The 17,426-nt window shown below is 60.6% G+C and carries 12 protein-coding genes; 8 read left to right on the forward strand and 4 right to left on the reverse strand.

Annotation, left to right across the window (positions count from 1 at the left end):
- Positions 1-129 precede the first annotated feature (129 nt).
- From ACPQ6D_RS10380 to def, 5 genes are all read left to right on the forward strand, one after another.
- Positions 130-1,332 (forward strand): cytochrome C, encoded by a 1,203-nt coding sequence (locus tag ACPQ6D_RS10380; RefSeq protein ID WP_423224250.1) that lies wholly within the window; start codon positions 130-132, stop codon positions 1,330-1,332.
- The gene (locus tag ACPQ6D_RS10385; protein ID WP_423224251.1) at positions 1,329-2,537 is read left to right on the forward strand and encodes a cytochrome b/b6 domain-containing protein; all 1,209 of its coding nucleotides are present in this window, start codon (positions 1,329-1,331) and stop codon (positions 2,535-2,537) included. Before ACPQ6D_RS10380 ends, ACPQ6D_RS10385 begins: the two co-directional genes overlap by 4 nt.
- Positions 2,538-2,829: 292 nt before the next feature.
- The gene (locus ACPQ6D_RS10390; RefSeq protein WP_423224252.1) at positions 2,830-5,097 is read left to right on the forward strand and encodes a hypothetical protein; all 2,268 of its coding nucleotides are present in this window, start codon (positions 2,830-2,832) and stop codon (positions 5,095-5,097) included.
- A gap of 261 nt (positions 5,098-5,358) precedes the next feature.
- The gene (locus tag ACPQ6D_RS10395; protein ID WP_423224253.1) at positions 5,359-7,368 is read left to right on the forward strand and encodes a cytochrome c3 family protein; all 2,010 of its coding nucleotides are present in this window, start codon (positions 5,359-5,361) and stop codon (positions 7,366-7,368) included.
- A gap of 515 nt (positions 7,369-7,883) precedes the next feature.
- On the forward strand, positions 7,884-8,468 hold the full coding sequence (gene def, locus ACPQ6D_RS10400) for a peptide deformylase (RefSeq protein WP_423224254.1): 585 nt from the start codon (positions 7,884-7,886) through the stop codon (positions 8,466-8,468).
- Positions 8,469-8,554: 86 nt separating this feature from the next.
- Here the strand turns inward: def and lepB are convergent, their stop codons facing one another.
- The 3 genes from lepB to rpsO all read right to left on the reverse strand — a co-directional run bounded on the left by lepB (position 8,555) and on the right by rpsO (position 12,047).
- Complete coding sequence (gene lepB, locus ACPQ6D_RS10405) at positions 8,555-9,118, reverse strand: signal peptidase I (protein WP_423224255.1); 564 nt, start codon at positions 9,116-9,118, stop codon at positions 8,555-8,557.
- A 93-nt stretch (positions 9,119-9,211) separates the two neighbouring features.
- Entirely contained in the window at positions 9,212-11,485 is a 2,274-nt protein-coding gene (locus tag ACPQ6D_RS10410; RefSeq protein WP_423224256.1) for a polyribonucleotide nucleotidyltransferase, read from the reverse strand.
- Between the two features lie 292 nt (positions 11,486-11,777).
- Positions 11,778-12,047, reverse strand: coding sequence for a 30S ribosomal protein S15 (gene rpsO, locus ACPQ6D_RS10415; protein ID WP_423224257.1), 270 nt, complete (start codon positions 12,045-12,047; stop codon positions 11,778-11,780).
- A gap of 255 nt (positions 12,048-12,302) precedes the next feature.
- Between rpsO and ACPQ6D_RS10420 the strand changes: the two genes are divergently transcribed.
- Genes ACPQ6D_RS10420 through ACPQ6D_RS10430 form a run of 3 tightly spaced genes read left to right on the forward strand, consistent with a single transcriptional unit; the run spans position 12,303 to position 15,424 of the window.
- A complete protein-coding gene (locus tag ACPQ6D_RS10420) occupies positions 12,303-13,670 on the forward strand; it encodes a B12-binding domain-containing radical SAM protein (RefSeq protein WP_423224258.1) in 1,368 nt (455 codons plus the stop codon).
- 44 nt (positions 13,671-13,714) lie between these two features.
- Positions 13,715-14,686 carry an NAD-dependent epimerase/dehydratase family protein gene (locus ACPQ6D_RS10425; RefSeq protein ID WP_423224259.1) on the forward strand — a complete coding sequence of 324 codons (972 nt, stop codon included), beginning with the start codon at positions 13,715-13,717 and terminating at the stop codon, positions 14,684-14,686.
- 42 nt (positions 14,687-14,728) lie between these two features.
- Positions 14,729-15,424: an acyltransferase gene (locus ACPQ6D_RS10430; protein ID WP_423224260.1), complete on the forward strand. Its 696-nt coding sequence runs from the start codon at positions 14,729-14,731 to the stop codon at positions 15,422-15,424.
- Between the two features lie 28 nt (positions 15,425-15,452).
- On the opposite strand, the gene ACPQ6D_RS10435 is transcribed toward ACPQ6D_RS10430, so the two are convergent.
- Positions 15,453-16,895, reverse strand: coding sequence for a DUF2142 domain-containing protein (locus ACPQ6D_RS10435; RefSeq protein ID WP_423224261.1), 1,443 nt, complete (start codon positions 16,893-16,895; stop codon positions 15,453-15,455).
- Positions 16,896-17,426 lie beyond the last annotated feature (531 nt).

Consider the following 17,426-nt stretch of genomic DNA (forward strand, 5'->3'; position numbering starts at 1 on the left):
CCTTTGCGCTCGCTGTGACAGTACAAATTGTATGAGTGATATCTGCTGATCAATGCAGACCGGCATCCGTATCGGACTGGCCCTAAACAGCCCGGTATATCATATCTCTCGTGAGGTGAGGAGTATCTAATGATAGATGCGCACCGTTGGTCAAGGGGCGTTGGCTGGTTGGGTATCAGCCTCTGTATCGGCGCGATGCTCTGGCTGGCTGGACTGGCAGGGTCTATTGCGCCCGCGCATGCGGCGCCCCCTGTGCAGGAAACAACGCCTACTCCCGTGGTTACGCCGGTCATGGTGAGCAATGAGACTTGTCTTGCCTGCCATGTCAGAGCCTCTTCGATCAAGCTGCCCAGCGGCGAAGATCTGTACCTGGGCATCAATCCCGATCACTATGCCAGTTCAGTGCATGGCAGCGCTGGCCAGCTGTGCACTCAATGCCACACCACCATCTCGTCCTACCCGCACCCGCCATTGCAGGCGCAAGACCTGCGCGAGGTGGCGATTGCGAGTTATGAGTTGTGCAAGACATGCCATGCTGACAAGTATGAACTCAGCATGGACAGCACGCACCAAAAAGCCTTGCGGGCTGGCAATCGCCAGGCAGCCGTGTGCTCTGACTGCCACAATCCGCATACGCAGCAGCGTATTTTGGACCAGAACACCAAGCAAACGCTGCCGAGCGCCCACTTGGAAATTCCACAGACCTGCGCCCGGTGCCACAGCGCCATCTATGATCAGTATAAGCAGAGCGTCCACGGTGCGGCGTTGGTGAATGCCCAGAACCCCGATGTGCCGACGTGCATTGACTGCCACGGCGTGCACAAGATTGCCGACCCTACCTCGGCCGCCTTTCGCTTGAACTCGCCCGCGATCTGCGCCAAATGCCATACCGATGCCGCCATGATGGCAAAGTATGGCATCTCTACCGATGTGCTGAACACGTACCTGGCCGATTTCCATGGCTCAACGGTCACGCTGTTCGAGAAGCAAGCGCCAGATCAGGTGACCAATAAACCGGTTTGCATTGACTGCCATGGTTTCCATGATATCAAGAAAGCCAGCGACCCACAAAAAGGATTGCAGGTGCGCGCAAACCTCCTGGCTAAATGCAAGAGCTGCCACCCTGACGCCAGCGCGAATTTTTCTGAAGCCTGGCTAAGCCATTACACACCCGATCGTGAAAAATACCCGGTCGTTTACTATGTGAATCTGTTCTATCAGATTGTCATCCCCACGGTCATCGGCGGCATGATCGTTTTTGTGGCCGGAGATACTGGACGCCGTTTTCTGAACAAGCGACGCCGGCCCTCAACGGGAGAGAAAAAAGCATGACAGCCACGACGACAACATATCAGCGTTTTTCTCTATCCCAGCGCGTCGAGCACATCCTGATGCTTGCCGCGTTTGTCATCCTGGCCCTCACGGGGTTGCCGCAGAAATTCATCGGCCAGCCCTGGGCTGAAGGCATGATTGGACTCCTTGGCGGCATCGAGACAACGCGCATCATTCACCGGGTGGCCGCCACGACCCTGATGTTAGAAACCGTCTATCACCTGGTGTCTGTCAGCTACAAGGTCTACGTCCGCCGTACGTCCATGACCATGCTGCCTGGGCTGCAGGATGTCCGCGACTTCTGGGGCCTGGTGTTGTATCTTGTGGGGCGGCGAGAAGAACAGCCGGCCATGGGCCGCTACGCGTTCGATGAAAAGGTCGAATACTGGTCGCTGGTGTGGGGAACCCTGATCATGATTCTGACAGGGTTCATGCTGTGGAACCCCATCTCCACCACGCGCTTCCTGCCGGGGCAGTTCATTCCCGCCGCAAAAGCCGCGCACGGCGGCGAGGCCCTGCTAGCCGTCTTGGCCATCATTGTGTGGCACATGTACCACGTACACGTGCGCAAGTTGAACAAGAGCATGTTCACCGGCGTGCTGACCGAAGCTGAGATGCTGCACGAACACCCACGCGAGTTGGCCGCCATCAAGATGGGCACCGCGACGCGTGCCGTGGATCCGGTTCTGATGCGACGCCGACAACGGTTGTTTTACCCGCTGGCCGGCGTTTTGTCGGTTGCGTTGTTGATTGGCCTCTACAAGTTCGTCTCTTTTGAACAGACGGCTATCACGACGCTGCCCGTGCGGGCCACGGTGGTGGTGTTTGCGCCGCAAACCCCAACGCCAATTCCACCGACACCCACGCCAGCACCGGTCGCGTCGACGCCTACGCCAGCGCCAGACGCATCTACGCCGGCGCCAGATTCGTCGCCAGCGGCCGCAACGGTCACCTGGGACGGATTTGTTGGCCCGCTCTTTGCCCAAAAGTGCGCTGCATGCCATGGCGCCATCGGCAACCTATCATTGGCGACCTATGCGGATGCCCAGAAAGGAGGTAAATCAGGTCCTATCTTCGTGGCGGGGAACTCAAGTGAAAGCCTGGTTCTGAAGGTGTTGACCGGCGGAACCCATCCCATCAAGCTGAGCGACGCTGAATTGGCTCAGATCAGGGCATGGATAGACGCTGGCGCGCTCGAAAAATAGTCCTGACGCGGAGAGGCGTTGCCGTTGCGCCGCCATAAACAATGACGATGATCGTTTTCGCCCGCATGGCTATGACGCCCGTCATTGTCAAGGACTGTCATCGCAGATAGACTTCCATCTTGCCGAAGTATTTTTTCGTTTTCGTCACGCCCGCTCGCCGTGAGATGGATTTGCCAGGTAGCCCCCTGGCTCTACTGGCTCAATTCCAAACAGACGAGGAGCCTTACGCCACATCCGAACACCCCAGACCGCGTGGCCGGGGGAGAGATCGTTACGGGAAAGGAAGGGTTCCATGAAGGTAAAGTATGGATTATTTGGCGTTCTTGTGGTCGCGGCCCTGGCCCTGTTGTTGGCCGCGTGTGCAGGAACGCCCCCACCGCCCACAGCGGCGCCGGCGCCAACGCCTGTGCCCTGTCCCACCTGCACTGCTTGCCCCGAGCCAACGCAGTGCCCTGAAGCCAAACCGGCTGTCGAAGTGCCATTCGAAGCGGCCTGGACTGGTTCACCGCACAATGACAAGACCGCAGAGGCGTTCAAACACTGGGACGCCGCCAACCCGGTCGAGATTCCAACGACTTGCGCCAAATGCCACAGCACGCCGGGCTACCTCGATTTCCTCGGCACCGATGGCAGCGCCGCCGGCAAGGTGGATAAGGCAGCCCCTGTCGGCACCACGGTGCAGTGTGTGGCTTGTCATAACAACGTCACTATCAATAAGACGAGCGTTGTTTTCCCGTCTGGCATCGAAATCAAGGGCCTAGGCGACGAATCTCGCTGCATGGAATGCCACCAGGGTCGTGAGTCCAAGCTCAGCGTGGACAAACAGATCACGGACACCTTCAAGGTCACAGACATGGATGCGATCGTCCCTCCGTTTGTAGACACCAAGGGCGTCACGCAGACCTTCGGCTTCCGCAATGTTCACTACTTCGCCGCGGCTGCCACACAGTACGGCACGCTGGTCAAGGGTGGCTATGAATATGACGGCATGATCTATGATGGCAAATTCCGCCATGTGGACGGTTACAACACCTGCAAGAGCTGCCACAATCCGCACACCCTGGAAGTGAAGATCGAAGAATGCGCCGCATGCCACAAGGACGTCAAGGCGAAGGCTGATCTGCTGAATATCCGCATGAACGGCTCGCTGATGGACTATGACGGCGATGGCAATGCCAAGGAAGGCGTATCGGCCGAGGTTGCAGGTCTGCAAGAAAAGCTGTTTACAGCGATCCAGGCGTATGCCAAAGAAGTGGCTAAGAAAGACATCGGCTACGATGCGGCCACCTATCCTTACTTCTTTGGCGACGCCAACGCCAATGGCAAGCTGGATACCGACGAGAAGCCTTTCTCGGCGTGGACCGCGCGCCTGCTCAAGGCGGCTTACAACTACCAGGTTGCGAGTAAGGACCCAGGCAAGTTCGCGCACAATGCCAAGTACATCATCCAGCTGCTGCACGATTCCATCGCCGACCTGAACACCAAACTGGCCTCACCGGTGGATATGTCGAAGGCTGTGCGCAACGATGCCGGTCACTTCGACGGCACGGCCATGCCGTTCCGCGACTGGGATGCTGAGGGCATGGTGCCGGCGGGCTGCGCCAAGTGTCACTCGGCCACGGGCCTACCCCAGTTCCTTGCCAATGGCGGCACAGTGGCTGTCACCGGCAACGGCACGATTGTGACAACCGGCGTCGTCGGCGCAGAGCCGTCCAACGGCTTCGCCTGCTCCACCTGCCACGATGATCTGACCAAGTTCTCGGTGCGTGCCGTCACCAGCGTGCCCTTCCCCAGCGGCAAGAGCGTGACCTTCAGCACGGAGAAAGATGACAATGGCAACCTGAAGCCGGTGCCTGCCAATCTGTGCATCGAGTGCCATCAGGGCCGCCAGTCCACGGCTGCCGTCAACAACCGCCTCAAGGGTCTGGCCGACGACGCCGTGCCGGAAAAGAAACTGAGCTTCCTCAACGTGCACTACTTCGCCGCGGGCGCCACCCTGTTTGGCAATGACGCCCAGGTTGCGTATCAGTATGCCGACAAAGAGTACGTTGGTCGAAATGCTCATGCGCCAGGCATGGATACCTGCACGTCTTGCCACAACACCCATGAGCTGGGACTCAACTTCGACAAATGCGTTGCCTGCCATGCGGGCGTCAAATCGCCCCAAGAAATCCGCATGGCGGCCGGCGACTATGACGGCGACAAGGATGTGAAGGAAGGTGTCGCGGGCGAGATTGCGACGATGGAAGAGAAGCTCTTCGCCGCTCTGCAGACCTACGCCAAAGATGTGGCCAAGGTCGCTATCGCGTACAGCCCCACCGCCTATCCGTACTTCTACGCGGATGCCAATGGCAACGGCGCAGCCGATAAGGACGAGAAAGCCTACACCGATTGGACGCCGCGCCTGCTGCGTGCGGCTTACAATTACCAATACGTCCAGAAGGATCCGGGCGTGTTTGCGCACAATCCCAAGTACGCCGCGCAAATCCTGTACGATGCAATGGAGGATCTGAGCAAGGGCGGCGTGAAGGTGGATATGGCGGGCATGACCCGGCCATAGTGTATTGCCTCAATTGCCCCCGCTGACGATGATCGGACGCCCAGGCGACAGCTTGAGCGTCCGATCTCTTTTTTGGGTTTTCCTGTTGTCAAACTCCATTGCCCTAAATCCACTATTCCATGTTAACTAACTCTCCAAACGCAAGGCATTTATGATTTGACAACAAACAGTCATGGGGATATAGTAATTATGCTTATAGATAAAGCATCGTCAGCCGAGCCAGCGTAGTCTTTAGAGGCTCCGAAAAGGCAGGTACCTCAAATGAAACGTTTCGTTGCCTGGATCCGGTCATTGCGTCGCCCCTGGCCGTGGATTGTAGGCGGGTTGCTCACGATTCTGATTGTGCTCGCCACGGTCACGGTCAGCGCCACGGCGTGGGAGTATACCAACAGCCCTCAGTTCTGTGGCACCACCTGCCACACCATGCCTCCGGAATACCTCGCCTACCAGGTTTCCCCGCATGCGCGTGTGGCGTGTGTGGATTGTCACCTGGGGCAGGACTCCATTCTGCTCACCGTGCCGCGCAAAGCGCGTGAGATGAGTCACGTGGTCAATGCGCTGACCAAGTCGTACGAACCGCCCATCTATGTCAAAAATTTGCGGCCTGCGCGCGATACATGCGAGCAGTGCCACAATCCCGACAAATTCTCATCTGACACCTTCGTCGAGATCAAGCGCTATGCCAGCGATGAACTGAATACGCACACGCGCAACTACATGGTCATCAAGACCGGCGGCGGGTCGCTGCGCGAGGGGCTCGGGCGCGGCATTCACTGGCATATCGAGAGCCAAGTCTACTATTACACCGATGATCGTCTCAAGCAGACGATTCCCTATGTCAAAGAAGTAGCGCCAGACGGCAAGGTTACAGAATTCTTCGATACGGAAGCAGGGCTGCCGCCCGATTTTGGCAAACAGGTCGAAAGTCAGTTGCACCGGATGGATTGCATTGATTGCCATACCCGCATCTCGCACCTCTTCCGCTCACCCAGCAACGCCATGGATGAGGCGTTGGCCCGCGGTCTGCTCGACAGTTCTATGCCATACATCAAAGCCGAAGGGACGAAGATTCTGAGCCAGGAGTATCCAAGCCTGGATGCGGGGATGAAGGCGGTTGAGGACCTGGAGGGCTGGTACAAGACCAACGAACCTGACTATTACGCGGCCAACACACAGAAGGTGCAGCAAGCCGTCATTGAGATTAAGGGTATCTTCAGCCAGACGGTTTTCCCCAATCTCAAGGTGGGCTGGCAGACGCATCCCGACAATGCGGGGCATCGCGAATTCCCTGGTTGTTTCCGCTGCCATGACGGCAAACACGTTTCTCCCCAGGGCCAAACGGTGCGCCTCGAATGTAATCTGTGCCACTCCATCCCCGAAGTCGTAGCCAGCGACGATGCGGCGCCGGTCCTCAGTGTAGACAAGCCAGGCGAGCCAGAGTCGCACAAAGACTCCAACTGGATCGCCCGCCATCGCTTTGTGTTTGACGAGACCTGCGCCGGCTGCCACAACGTCACCAACCCTGGCGGCACGGACAACAGCAGCTTTTGTTCCAACAGCGCCTGCCATGCATCGGAATGGAAGTTCGTTGGCTTGAACGCCCCAGCCGTGCGGCAGTTGGTGGCGCCTCCGCCAGTGCCTGGGTCTGGCCAGCCCCGACCGGTGCCCCATCCGATCGGCGAGCGCACGGATTGCATGCTGTGCCATGGTCTCAAAGCCACGGTGCGTCCGTTCCCTGAAAATCACGCGGCCTTTGACCGCTCGGTGTGCACGCAGTGCCATCAGTCTGCCAGCAGCGACGCCAGCGGTCAGCCGAACGCACCCGCTGCGACTACCCCACCCTTGATTCCACATTCACTGGAAGGGCGACGCGACCAGTGTTTGACTTGCCACGGTGAAACTGGCTTCAAACCGTACCCGGCCAATCACAAGGGCCGCGCAACTGATACCTGCCTGGCGTGCCACAAGACCGCAGCCGACAGCGGCGCCACACCGACCGCAACCGCTACCCTTGAACCGGCGCTCACTGTGACTGTCACGCCCACCGAACCGGCGACAACCGTGACCGTCACGCCTACGCAACCCGCGCTCACAGTGACGGTCACGCCCACGCAGTCCGCGGGCGGGCCTCCGCCAATCCCCCACCCGCTCGAAGGCCGCGAAGGCCAATGCCTGGTATGTCATGCCATCGGCAGCGTCAAACCCTACCCGGAGAATCATGCCGGCCGCACAGCCGAATCGTGCACGGCTTGCCACAAACCGCAAAGCTAAGTTGATGACAGGCTGATCGAAAGATGAGGGGAGCAAGCATCCCGCGCTTGACTCCCCTTTCGTTTGCTGAAGCGAGATGTCTGCCAGCCACCGCCGCAGCGCTTCGTCCGGCCGGCGCGATGCAGCCGACCGACGTTCGAGGGTGCATTTCAATTTCGGGGCGTAGCCCCAGAGGGGCTTGCACCTCGTAGCCGGATGACCTTTGGCCTCCGGCGGGGTTGCTGGCCCGATAGCGTGTGCGCAACCAACGCCGCCCGACCGTGAATGGATCGGGCTACAAGGTGGAAGGCCCTATCGGGCCTGACGGCGCGCGACGGGTTTGTATTTCGTGGCGGGCGCATTTCAGTTCCGCTGCGTAGCCGGCTTCGGTTGGGCTTGGAGGTGGTTGCAGCGATTTCAATTGCTCGACGTTGGACCCGCCCCCAGTTTGAAATGCACCCTACGTCCAAAAGAGGTTTGACAGCCGTGTGTGAACTGGCTATAATCCCATTGAACCTCTAGGGGGCGAAGATGGAATGGCGATTCGTGATATTGTAAAAATTGGGCAACCCGTGCTGCGCCAACGTGCGGCGAAAGTCAACCGCTTTGGCAGCGGCCTCAAGACGCTGATTGATGATATGGTCGAGACCATGCGCGCCGCGCCCGGCATTGGCCTGGCTGCGCCGCAGATTGGTGTGCCAGAACGGGTGATTGTGGTCGAAATCCCGGAAGATGAGAAGATTCCGGGCAGCGGAAGACTATACACGCTCATCAATCCGGAAATTGTGAAAGCCTCGCGCGACGAGGTGCTGGGCGAGGAGGGATGCCTCTCGATTCCAAACCTGGTAGGCGATGTCTGGCGCGCGCAGTGGCTGACTGTGAAGGGCCTGGATGTCGAAGGCAAAGAAATACGCATCAAAGCGACAGACTGGCTGGCGCGCGCCTTCCAACACGAGATTGATCATCTGAACGGCCGCCTGTTCGTGGACATGGCGACAGAAATCCGCCGCCTGGTGCGCACGGAAGACGGGATCGTCGCTGTGCCATTGAATGGCAGCGCAACGCCCACGCCACATTCGACCACACCGGTTGTGCACGAACATACGCTCACCCTGGGCTAAGCGTTCAGACGCTTTCCGGCAGATTCACAAAGAGACCCAACTGCGCTGGCAGTTGAGTCTCTTTTTTTGATCTGCTGACTGGCGTTCTATTCCAGGTTGCCGATTTGATTGAGCGGCCAGTAGGAAAAAAGTGCGTGACCGACGATGTGACTGAGCTTCACCGGGCCGAAAGAGCGAGAGTCTTTGGATGCATTGCGGTTATCACCCATGACAAAGACCTGCAATGGCCCCACAACCCAGCGCTGATTACCGGACGTCTCTGCCAGCGCATACGGCTCATCGAGTGGCGTGCCATCTACGTAGACCTGCCCGGCTTTGATCTCAACCACTTCACCAGCCAGCGCAACCACGCGCTTCACCAGCAGCTCATCGTCGCGAGACGGCATCCGAACCACCACAATGTCGCCGCGGCGGGGAGCATGCAAGAGATAGGAGATTTTCTCCACAATGAGCCGTTGGCCGGTATGGAGACTCGGCTCCATGCTCTGGCCGTTGACCCGCATGGCCTGCGCCAAGAAGACGTGAATCAACAGGGCAATCACCAGGGCTGGCGCCACGGTCTGCAAAAGCGCTTGGATGTAATGCCTGGCCCGACTTGGCGTGTATGACGTCGCGACGGGCATCAGCAGCATGTCATCATCGTAGTTCATCTTCGTTGTGTGTGCATGAGGAAGCAATTCGGCTGTTTGGCGCAACGACAAACCCGTTTTCTCGCAGAAAACGGGTTTGTTCTTCATTGCAGCTTAGCGACGCCCGCCGCGGTCACTGCCGCGGTCGCCGCCGCGGTAGCCGCCGCGACCACGATCGCCGCTGCGGTCGCCGCCACGACCGCGGTCGCCGCCGCGGTCGCCCCCGCGGTCGCCCCCGCGGTCGCCGGCCCGGTCGCCGCCCGGTGAACGACGGTCGCGTGAGCGAGCCTCGTCTACGGTCCAGCCTTCCAGGACAGCCTGGCGGCTCAGGCGAATCTTGCCCTGATCGTCCACATCGGTTACCATGACCATGACTTCGTCGCCCACATGCACCACATCTTCGACAGAGGGCGCGCGGTAATCGGCCAACTGGGAGATATGCACCATGCCATCCACCCCAGGCAGAATTTCAACGAAGGCGCCGTAGCTCTCGGTGCGCACAACCGTACCAACATACGTCTTGCCGACCTCGACCGTTTCAGTCAGCGATTCGATTTCGCGTACGGCCGACTGCGCGCTGGGGCCATCAGCCGCCGCGATGTAGACCGAACCGTCATCTTCGATATCAATCTTGACGCCATACTTCTCTTGCATGGCGCGAATCTGCTTGCCGCCAGGGCCAATGATCTTCCCGATCTTCTCCGGATCCACGTGAATGGTCAGGATGCGCGGGGCCAGGGCTGACAAGTCCGGCCGCGGGGTTGAGATAACAGCCAGCATCTTGTCCAGAATGAACAAACGTCCCTGCCGCGCCTGCTCCAGCGCCTGCTCCATGATGTCCATGCGCAGACCCTTGATCTTGATGTCCATTTGCAGGGCGGTAATGCCATCTTTCGTGCCCGCGACCTTGAAATCCATGTCGCCCAGCGCGTCTTCCATACCCTGGATGTCGCTCAAGATCGCAAAGCGATCACTCGCGGCTTCGGTGATGAGGCCCATGGCGATGCCGGCCACGGGCGCCACAATCGGCACACCAGCATCCATCAACGCCAGGGTGCTGCCGCAGACGGAGGCCATGGAGGTAGAGCCGTTGGACGACAGCACTTCGGACACAACCCGCAGCGTGTACGGGAACTTGTCCACAGCCGGGATCATAGACTGCAGGGCGCGCTCGGCCAGGGCGCCGTGCCCGATCTCGCGACGCTTGGGGCCGCGCATGGGGTAAACTTCGCCCGTCGAGTAAGGCGGGAAGTTGTAGTGGTGCATGTAGCGCTTCGAATCTTCTGGCATCAGCGTATCGAGCGTCTGCGCCTCGCGCGGCGTGCCGAGCGTGGCAATGGAGAGCACCTGGGTTTCGCCGCGGGTGAACAGACCACAGCCATGGGTGCGCGGCAAAACGCCGACCGCGCAGCTGATCGGTCGGATTTCGGTCGTGCGCCGACCATCGGGGCGGATGCCTTCGTTCAGAATGCGGTCGCGCACCTGTTTTTTCACCAGGCTATCAAAAACCGCAATGCGCTCTTGGGTGTCGTCAATCGTATCTTCTTCGTCCACCACTTCACTGCGTAGGATGTCCAACGCATCATTACGTTCGCTCTTGCCCATGCCGCTGGCCACGATATCGGCGATTTTGCTCTGGATTTGTTCTGTCACAGATTCGACGATTTCGGACTTGGGCAGGTAGGCCTTGAACGTCATCTTGGGCTTGCCAACCTGCGCGGCCATGTCGAGCTGCATGCGGATGATGTCCTGGATGGAATCGTGCGCCAAGCGCAGCGCCTCCACCATCGTATCCTCAGGAATCTCGTCCGCGCCGGCTTCCACCATCAGGATGGCGTCCTTGGTGCCGGCCACGCGCAAGTCCAGGGTGCTGTTTTCCATCTCGCTGGCGGTGGGGTTGACGATGAATCCGCCATCTACGTAGCCGATGCGCACCGCGCCGACCGGCTCGGCAAAGGGGATGTCAGAGATCATCAGCGCGGCGGAAGCGGCAATAATCGCCAGCGTGTCCAGGTAATGATCTGGGTCTGCAGAGAGCGCCGTGAGAATGATTTGAACGTCGTTGCGGAAGCCTTTGGGGAAGAGAGGGCGCAGCGGGCGATCTACCAGGCGGCAAAGAAGAATGGCCGACTCGCTGGGGCGGCCTTCACGGCGGAAGAAGCTGCCCGGAATCTTACCGGCGGCATACAATCGTTCTTCGAAATCAACGGTGAGTGGGAAAAAGTCAATGCCTGGGCGGATGTTCTTGGCGCCCGTGGCGGTAGCCAGGAGTACGGTGTCGCCGATGTGAATCGTCACTGCGCCACCGGCCTGTTGGGCCAGCGTGCCGGTCTCGATGGCAATCTCATGATTGCCCAGCCGGGCACTAAAACGATGCTTCTGTATCATATTCGGTCCTTTCATGCCTGTCTGACCAGGCACGAGTGTATCCCCCTTTCACGTTGGGGAAACAAATGAGGCGTATCACTCCGTGTGATACACCAATGCATGGCGCCTGGCATGACCAGCGCCGCGTTCATTAGCCGGACCGAAAGGTCAGGAACTGGGGAAAAGAGACAAAGAGACGAAGAACCTTTCTCTCCTTTCCCCAATACCTGTTCCTTCGGTCGGAATGCAAGATCATCCGTTTCTACGACGACGCACTAGATCTCTACTGTATCGCCGTAGAAACGGAACAAGCCTACTTGCGCAAGCCCAGACGACCAACCAACTCTACGTAGCGGTCGTAGTTGGTATGATTCAGATAGTTCAAGTGACGACGGCGCTTGCCGACCAACTTGAGCAGGCCGCGGCGAGAGTTTTCATCATGTGCATGCGCCTTCAAATGCTCAACCAGGGCGTTGATGCGCTTTGTCAGCAAGGCAACCTGCACTTCCGGCGACCCGGTATCCGTTTCGTGCTTGTGATATTCCTGGATGACTACTGATTTGTCTTCTTTTGACAGTGACACAGTTTTGCTCCCTTTCGTATGGTCCAATCTCATCGCGTGAAGCCAAAGCACCGCTGGAATACCAGTGACGTATGCCTTCGCAACCGCAGTTACAGATTATAGCATAGGCGGGAAGTCGTAGCAAATCGTTTTGCCCAAGAGCGTCATGGGTGTGCTTTTCGCCAGGCTTTTTTCTTGTGGTAAAATGAGCACAGTTGCATCATGGCGCGCACCGTGTGCCTACGCCTTACTCATTGCTTTTGGAAAGGGTCTTCCATGTCCCAAATCCTCTTGATCAATCCACCCAGTCCTGCTGGCAAGACAGCCAACCGCGAAGGCTCAGCCGGAATGGGTGTGATCAGTGCACAGGCGGACGACTTCTGCTATCCGCCCCAGGTCATTGCCACGGTGGCCGCGGTGCTGCGCAACGCAGGCCACGCGGTCACCTGCGTGGACGCGGTAGGCGAAAAGCTCGATCTGGCGGCCACCCTGGCGCGTGTGCCGCCCCACGCATCCGATTTGCTGATCGGTGTGCTGATGAGCCAGGCCACGCTGACCAGCGACATTGATTTCTGCAATCACCTGTTGGCGGACGTTGACGCCAACGTGATTGCGTTTGGCCCCGCCATGCGATTCGTTGGGCAGACCGTCATGGAGCAGTGCAATGTGGCAGCGGTTGCCCTGGGCGAGCCAGAAACCGCGGTCTTGCGCACTGTACAGGCGTTAGCCTCGCCAACCGATGACGACTCCAACGACGAATGGGTCGCCGGGCCCTCAGCGACCTCGACCGACCTCGCAGACCTACCGCGCCCCGCCTGGGATCTGCTGCCGCACGATCGTTACCCTTTCCTGACCCTGCGCGCCGGTCGCGGATGTGCTGATGATTGCGCCTACTGCCCCTACGTGGCCGTGGAAGGCCGCACGCGCCAGGTGCGGCCGGCCGATGCTGTCGCTGACGAACTGGCCTGGCTGCTGCAAACCTTTCCCAAGCCACGCTACCTCTTCCGCGATATCGTCTTTGCTGCGGATCGAGCCTGGGTCGAAGCCTTTTGCGCGGCCGTCACCACGCGCCGGCTCAAGGTCAACTGGGAGTGCGAATCAAGGCCAGAGCATTTCGACCTGGCGCTGCTGCGGCAAATGTCACGCGCGGGCTGCACAACCATCAAGATCGGGCTGGAGACGGTTGACGACGAAATGCTTGACCTCATGGGACGCCTGCATCCGCACCAGTCTGCGGATGACTATCGCGAGCGAGTCCTGGATGTGATGGACGCCTGCGCGCAGACAAACATCAACTGCCGCGTCTTCGTCATGGTGGGCCTGCCTGGGGAGACCTACGCCGCGCGTGCGCAGACGCGGGAGTTCCTGGCGGCCGTGCGGCCGCCGCTGCTCAGCGTCAAAGCGTATCGGCCCTATGCGGGTGTGCGCCTGGAACAGGGTGAATTGGGCGCCACGCTCAACGCGCGCGTGGGCGCGCGCCCCTTGACGCGCAGTGAGCTGCTGGAGCTGCAGCGTGAATGGCACGGTCTCCAGGGCGAAGCGCCTCCCCCGCAGGGCATCGGCAGCAAGCTGGCCTCACTGCTGGGCTGGAACAGGGGCCGTTCATTTCAAGTGTCGGCGCGGCGTGGTCGCCGGCTCTCCTGAACGCAGGGCGCGGCGCCATTTCTCAGCGCACGAACGGAACTCAGATGCTGGCTTTGGTCACCGGGGGCAATGGATTTGTCGGCGCGGCGGTTGTGCGGGCGCTTCTGCATGCCGGCGTCACGGTGCGCGTTTTCTTGCGACCAGGCAGCGACCGGCGTAACCTGGTCGGGCTGGCGGTTGAGACCGTTGAGGGCGATCTGCGCGACGCCGATGCGGTCATGCGCGCCGTGGATAGCTGTATCCAGGTTTATCATGTGGCGGCATTTTACAGCGCCAACCCGGCCGACGCCGCTTTGCTCTACGCCATCAACGTGGATGGGACACAGAACCTGTTGCAGGCCGCGGCAGCCGCCGGCGTCGAGCGTTTCGTGCACACCAGCACGATCGGCGCCATTGGCCGACCAGCCGATCCGCAGCAGTTGCCCACAGAAGATACGCCGTTCAACCTGGAAGATCGCGCCAGCGCCTACGTCCTCTCCAAGCGCCAGGGCGAACAACTCGCCCTGGCGTGGGCGGCGCAAGGCAAAGCGCCAGTCGTTGTCGTCAATCCAACCGCGCCGGTCGGCATCGGCGATTGGCGGCCGACCGCAACCGGCGCGCGCATCCTGGCCTATTTGCGCGGTGAGATGCCCAGCTACCTGGCTGGCGGGATCAACTTTTGCGGCGTAGATGACGTGGCGCGCGGGCATTTGTTGGCAGCCGCGCATGGCCAGATCGGCGCGCGCTACATCCTGGGGCATCCGGCCGGGAATCTTGACCTGGCCAGCTTCCTGGCTTTGATGCAAGCCGCCAGTGGACGGCCCGCGCCGCGGTCAACGCTGGGCTGGCGCGTGCGCCTGGGAGCGTGGCTGCCGCGGCCGGCGGCGCCCGCGCGCGCCCCAACGACCGATACGCGGCCCGCAGCCTTGACATGCAGCCCCGCGCGTGCGGTGCGTGAGTTAGTGTGGACGCCGGCGCCCCTGCTGGCTGCATTTCAAACCGCTGTGGCCTGGTATCGCGACCACAGGATGATTTAGGCCACTGCTGCCGTGGGCAGGAGACCCCCGCGGCGCAACGAGATGGAGGGCATCGAACACGTGCTACCCTGGCGCATCAAACAACCGCTGCTGCGAACACTGATGATGGCTTCTGGCCCAAGCGGCAGCGGTCGCCTGGCGACGCGAGTCGCCGTCTGGCTGTTGGGCGGCGTTTACAAGGATCGCAAGCTGTTGGCCAATCTCACGCCGCGCCCGTTCATCTCGCCATGCGCCCAAATCCGCTGCGCCGACCTGCGCCTGGGACAGCACGCGTTCATTGACGATTACGTCACGATCTACGCGCACCATGACGGGGGCCGCGTCGAGGTGGGCGATTTTTCTTCGCTGCACCGCGGCACCATCGTGGAGATTGGCGCGGGCGGCAGCGTGATCATCGGCGCTGACAGCCATATTCAGAGCGCGTGCAACCTGAAGGGTTTTGTGGCCGACCTGCGCATTGGCAACCAGGTTCAAATCGCCCCCCAGTGTGCGTTCAGTCCCTACGAACATACCTTTGCCGATCGAACGCAGCCGATCAAAAACCAGCCACTGGCAAGCAAAGGGCCGATTGTGATCGAAGATGATGCCTGGCTGGGCCTGGGCGTGATTGTGCTGGACGGCGTGACCATCGGCCGCGGCGCGGTGATCGGCGCCGGCGCGGTGGTGACCAGCAATGTCCCGCCTTACGCTATCGCGGTGGGCGTACCGGCGCGGGTCGTCGGCGCTCGCACTGCGTAACGGCCGGGGCCAAGACAGGGCGCAGTGATCAGGGGCGCAGTTGGGGAACGATGAACCAGAAGAGGCTGATGAGGTCCAGGCCGGCTAGCCCTGCGAACACGGCTGCGTAAAGAATCCCATGCCATCGTTGCAGGCGGGGCAGCAAATAGAATAGCGCTGCCGCCACGATCCACAAGAAAAGACTCCAGCGGCCAGGCGCAAGGATCAGCGTCACGAGGCCGCCGCCCACGGCCATGAGGGCCGCGGCGCGGCTGACGCCCGGCCGCGCGAGCGCGGCCAAGCCAACGGCCCAACCCACGGCAAAGGCCAAGAGCGTGGGAAACAGATAGCGACCCTGGTGCTGCACAAAACCGAGATTATACCAGAGGTAACCACCCACCGCGCCCAGCGCCGCCAGGCTCAAGATCAAAAGTGCGCTCCGGACCGTGTCGCGGCCTTCGCGCCAAACGCGCCGTAGCTCCGCCAGCGCGCCCACAGCCGTCGCCGCGCTGAGGATAAGCAGTGCGGTGTAGATGCGGCCATCGAGCAGCACGCTCATCCAGCCGAACTGACCCCAAAAGGAGCGGAATGTCCAGGTGGTGAAGCGTGCGACCAGGCTGATCCAGCCTTGCTGCGCGAGAAACTCGGCTGTGCGCAATTGCCCGAGAACGATATCATCGTGGCGGTTGAGACCGAGAAAATCGGTTCCACCGTAGACGGCCAGGTTGCGCAGCCACCAGGGCAGCGCCAGCACGAGCAGCGGCGCCAACACCGCCAGAAAGATGCTGGCATCGCGGCGCCTGTCTCCAGCCTGGCGTAGCCGATCCCTCCAGGCCACGATCAACGTGACGCCCAGCATGGGCAGCAGGCCATAGACCGTGCTTTTGGTGATCAACCCCAGGCCAGCGACCGCGCCGAGGCCGAACCACGACCGCAGCGACTGACGGGGTGGGTGCAGCAGCAGGTGAAGGCACTGCCACAGCATCACGGCCATGAGCAGTTCAGCCAGGCTGTCGTTGTTGACCGCGCTGAGCATGGCAACGTGCATGGGTAAGAAGGCGACGAAGGCCATGGCGCCAAGGGCCAGCGCGGGCCGCACGATCAGCGCGGCGGCGCGATAGATCACCAAGAGGAGCAAGGCGCCCAAAAAGACGGAAAAAAGACGCAGCGGGAGCAGGGCGCCCGCGGTCAAGCGGAAGATCGGCGCGGCCAGCACATAATAAAGCGGTGGTTGGTGGAACTCGTAACGAAAGGCTGCGATAGAGGAACCGGGGCCAAAGCGGGCATCAATCGCCTGCATCTGCTGGATCTGGTCGTAGTCTCCCGGCTGCAAAACCGGCAGCGCACCGTGTACGGCAACGAAATGTACATAATTGTAGTGAGCCGGTTCATCCGGCGCTTGCCACGCGGGAGTGTTGACCGCAAACAGAACGCCAATAACCAGGTACGTCGCCAGGATGGCTCTGTGCCAATGCACTGTCTGAATTTTCAAGCGGTTCCTCTAACGCTCCCGTTTGCTTGCATCGTCGCCTGGCGGTTGAAGCCGCAGCGGCTGGCGCCCAACCAACCTTTGCCGGCCGAGGCGGGGGTGGGCTTGCCGGACAGTGCGCTGGCGACCGCTGTGCAGCGGGGCAGCGCACGCGCCCGACGTTTTCGCAGTATAACACAGGCGCGTGCACGGGGCAAAGGCGTCAACGGGTGCGTTTCAATTTCGGGCCCTAGCCCCAGAGGGGCTTGCACCTCGTAGCCGGATGGCCTTTGGCCTCCGGCGGGGTTGCACCGGATGGCGTGCGCGCAACCAACGCCGCCCGACCGTGAACGGATCGGGCTACGAGGTCGAAGGCCCTGTCGGGCCTGACGGCGCGCGAGGGGTTTGTATTTCGTGGCGGGCGCATTTCAGTTCCGTTGCGTAGCCGGCTTCGGTTGGGCTTGGAGGTGGTTGCAGCGGCCTTCGACAAGCTCAGGCCCCGTGCGGTGAGCCTGTCGAACCGTGCGGTGAGCCTGTCGAACCGTGCGGTGAGCC

Origin of the sequence: Candidatus Amarolinea aalborgensis, assembly GCF_900491745.1 — a bacterium.
GTDB classification, from domain to species: domain Bacteria; phylum Chloroflexota; class Anaerolineae; order SSC4; family Amarolineaceae; genus Amarolinea; species Amarolinea aalborgensis.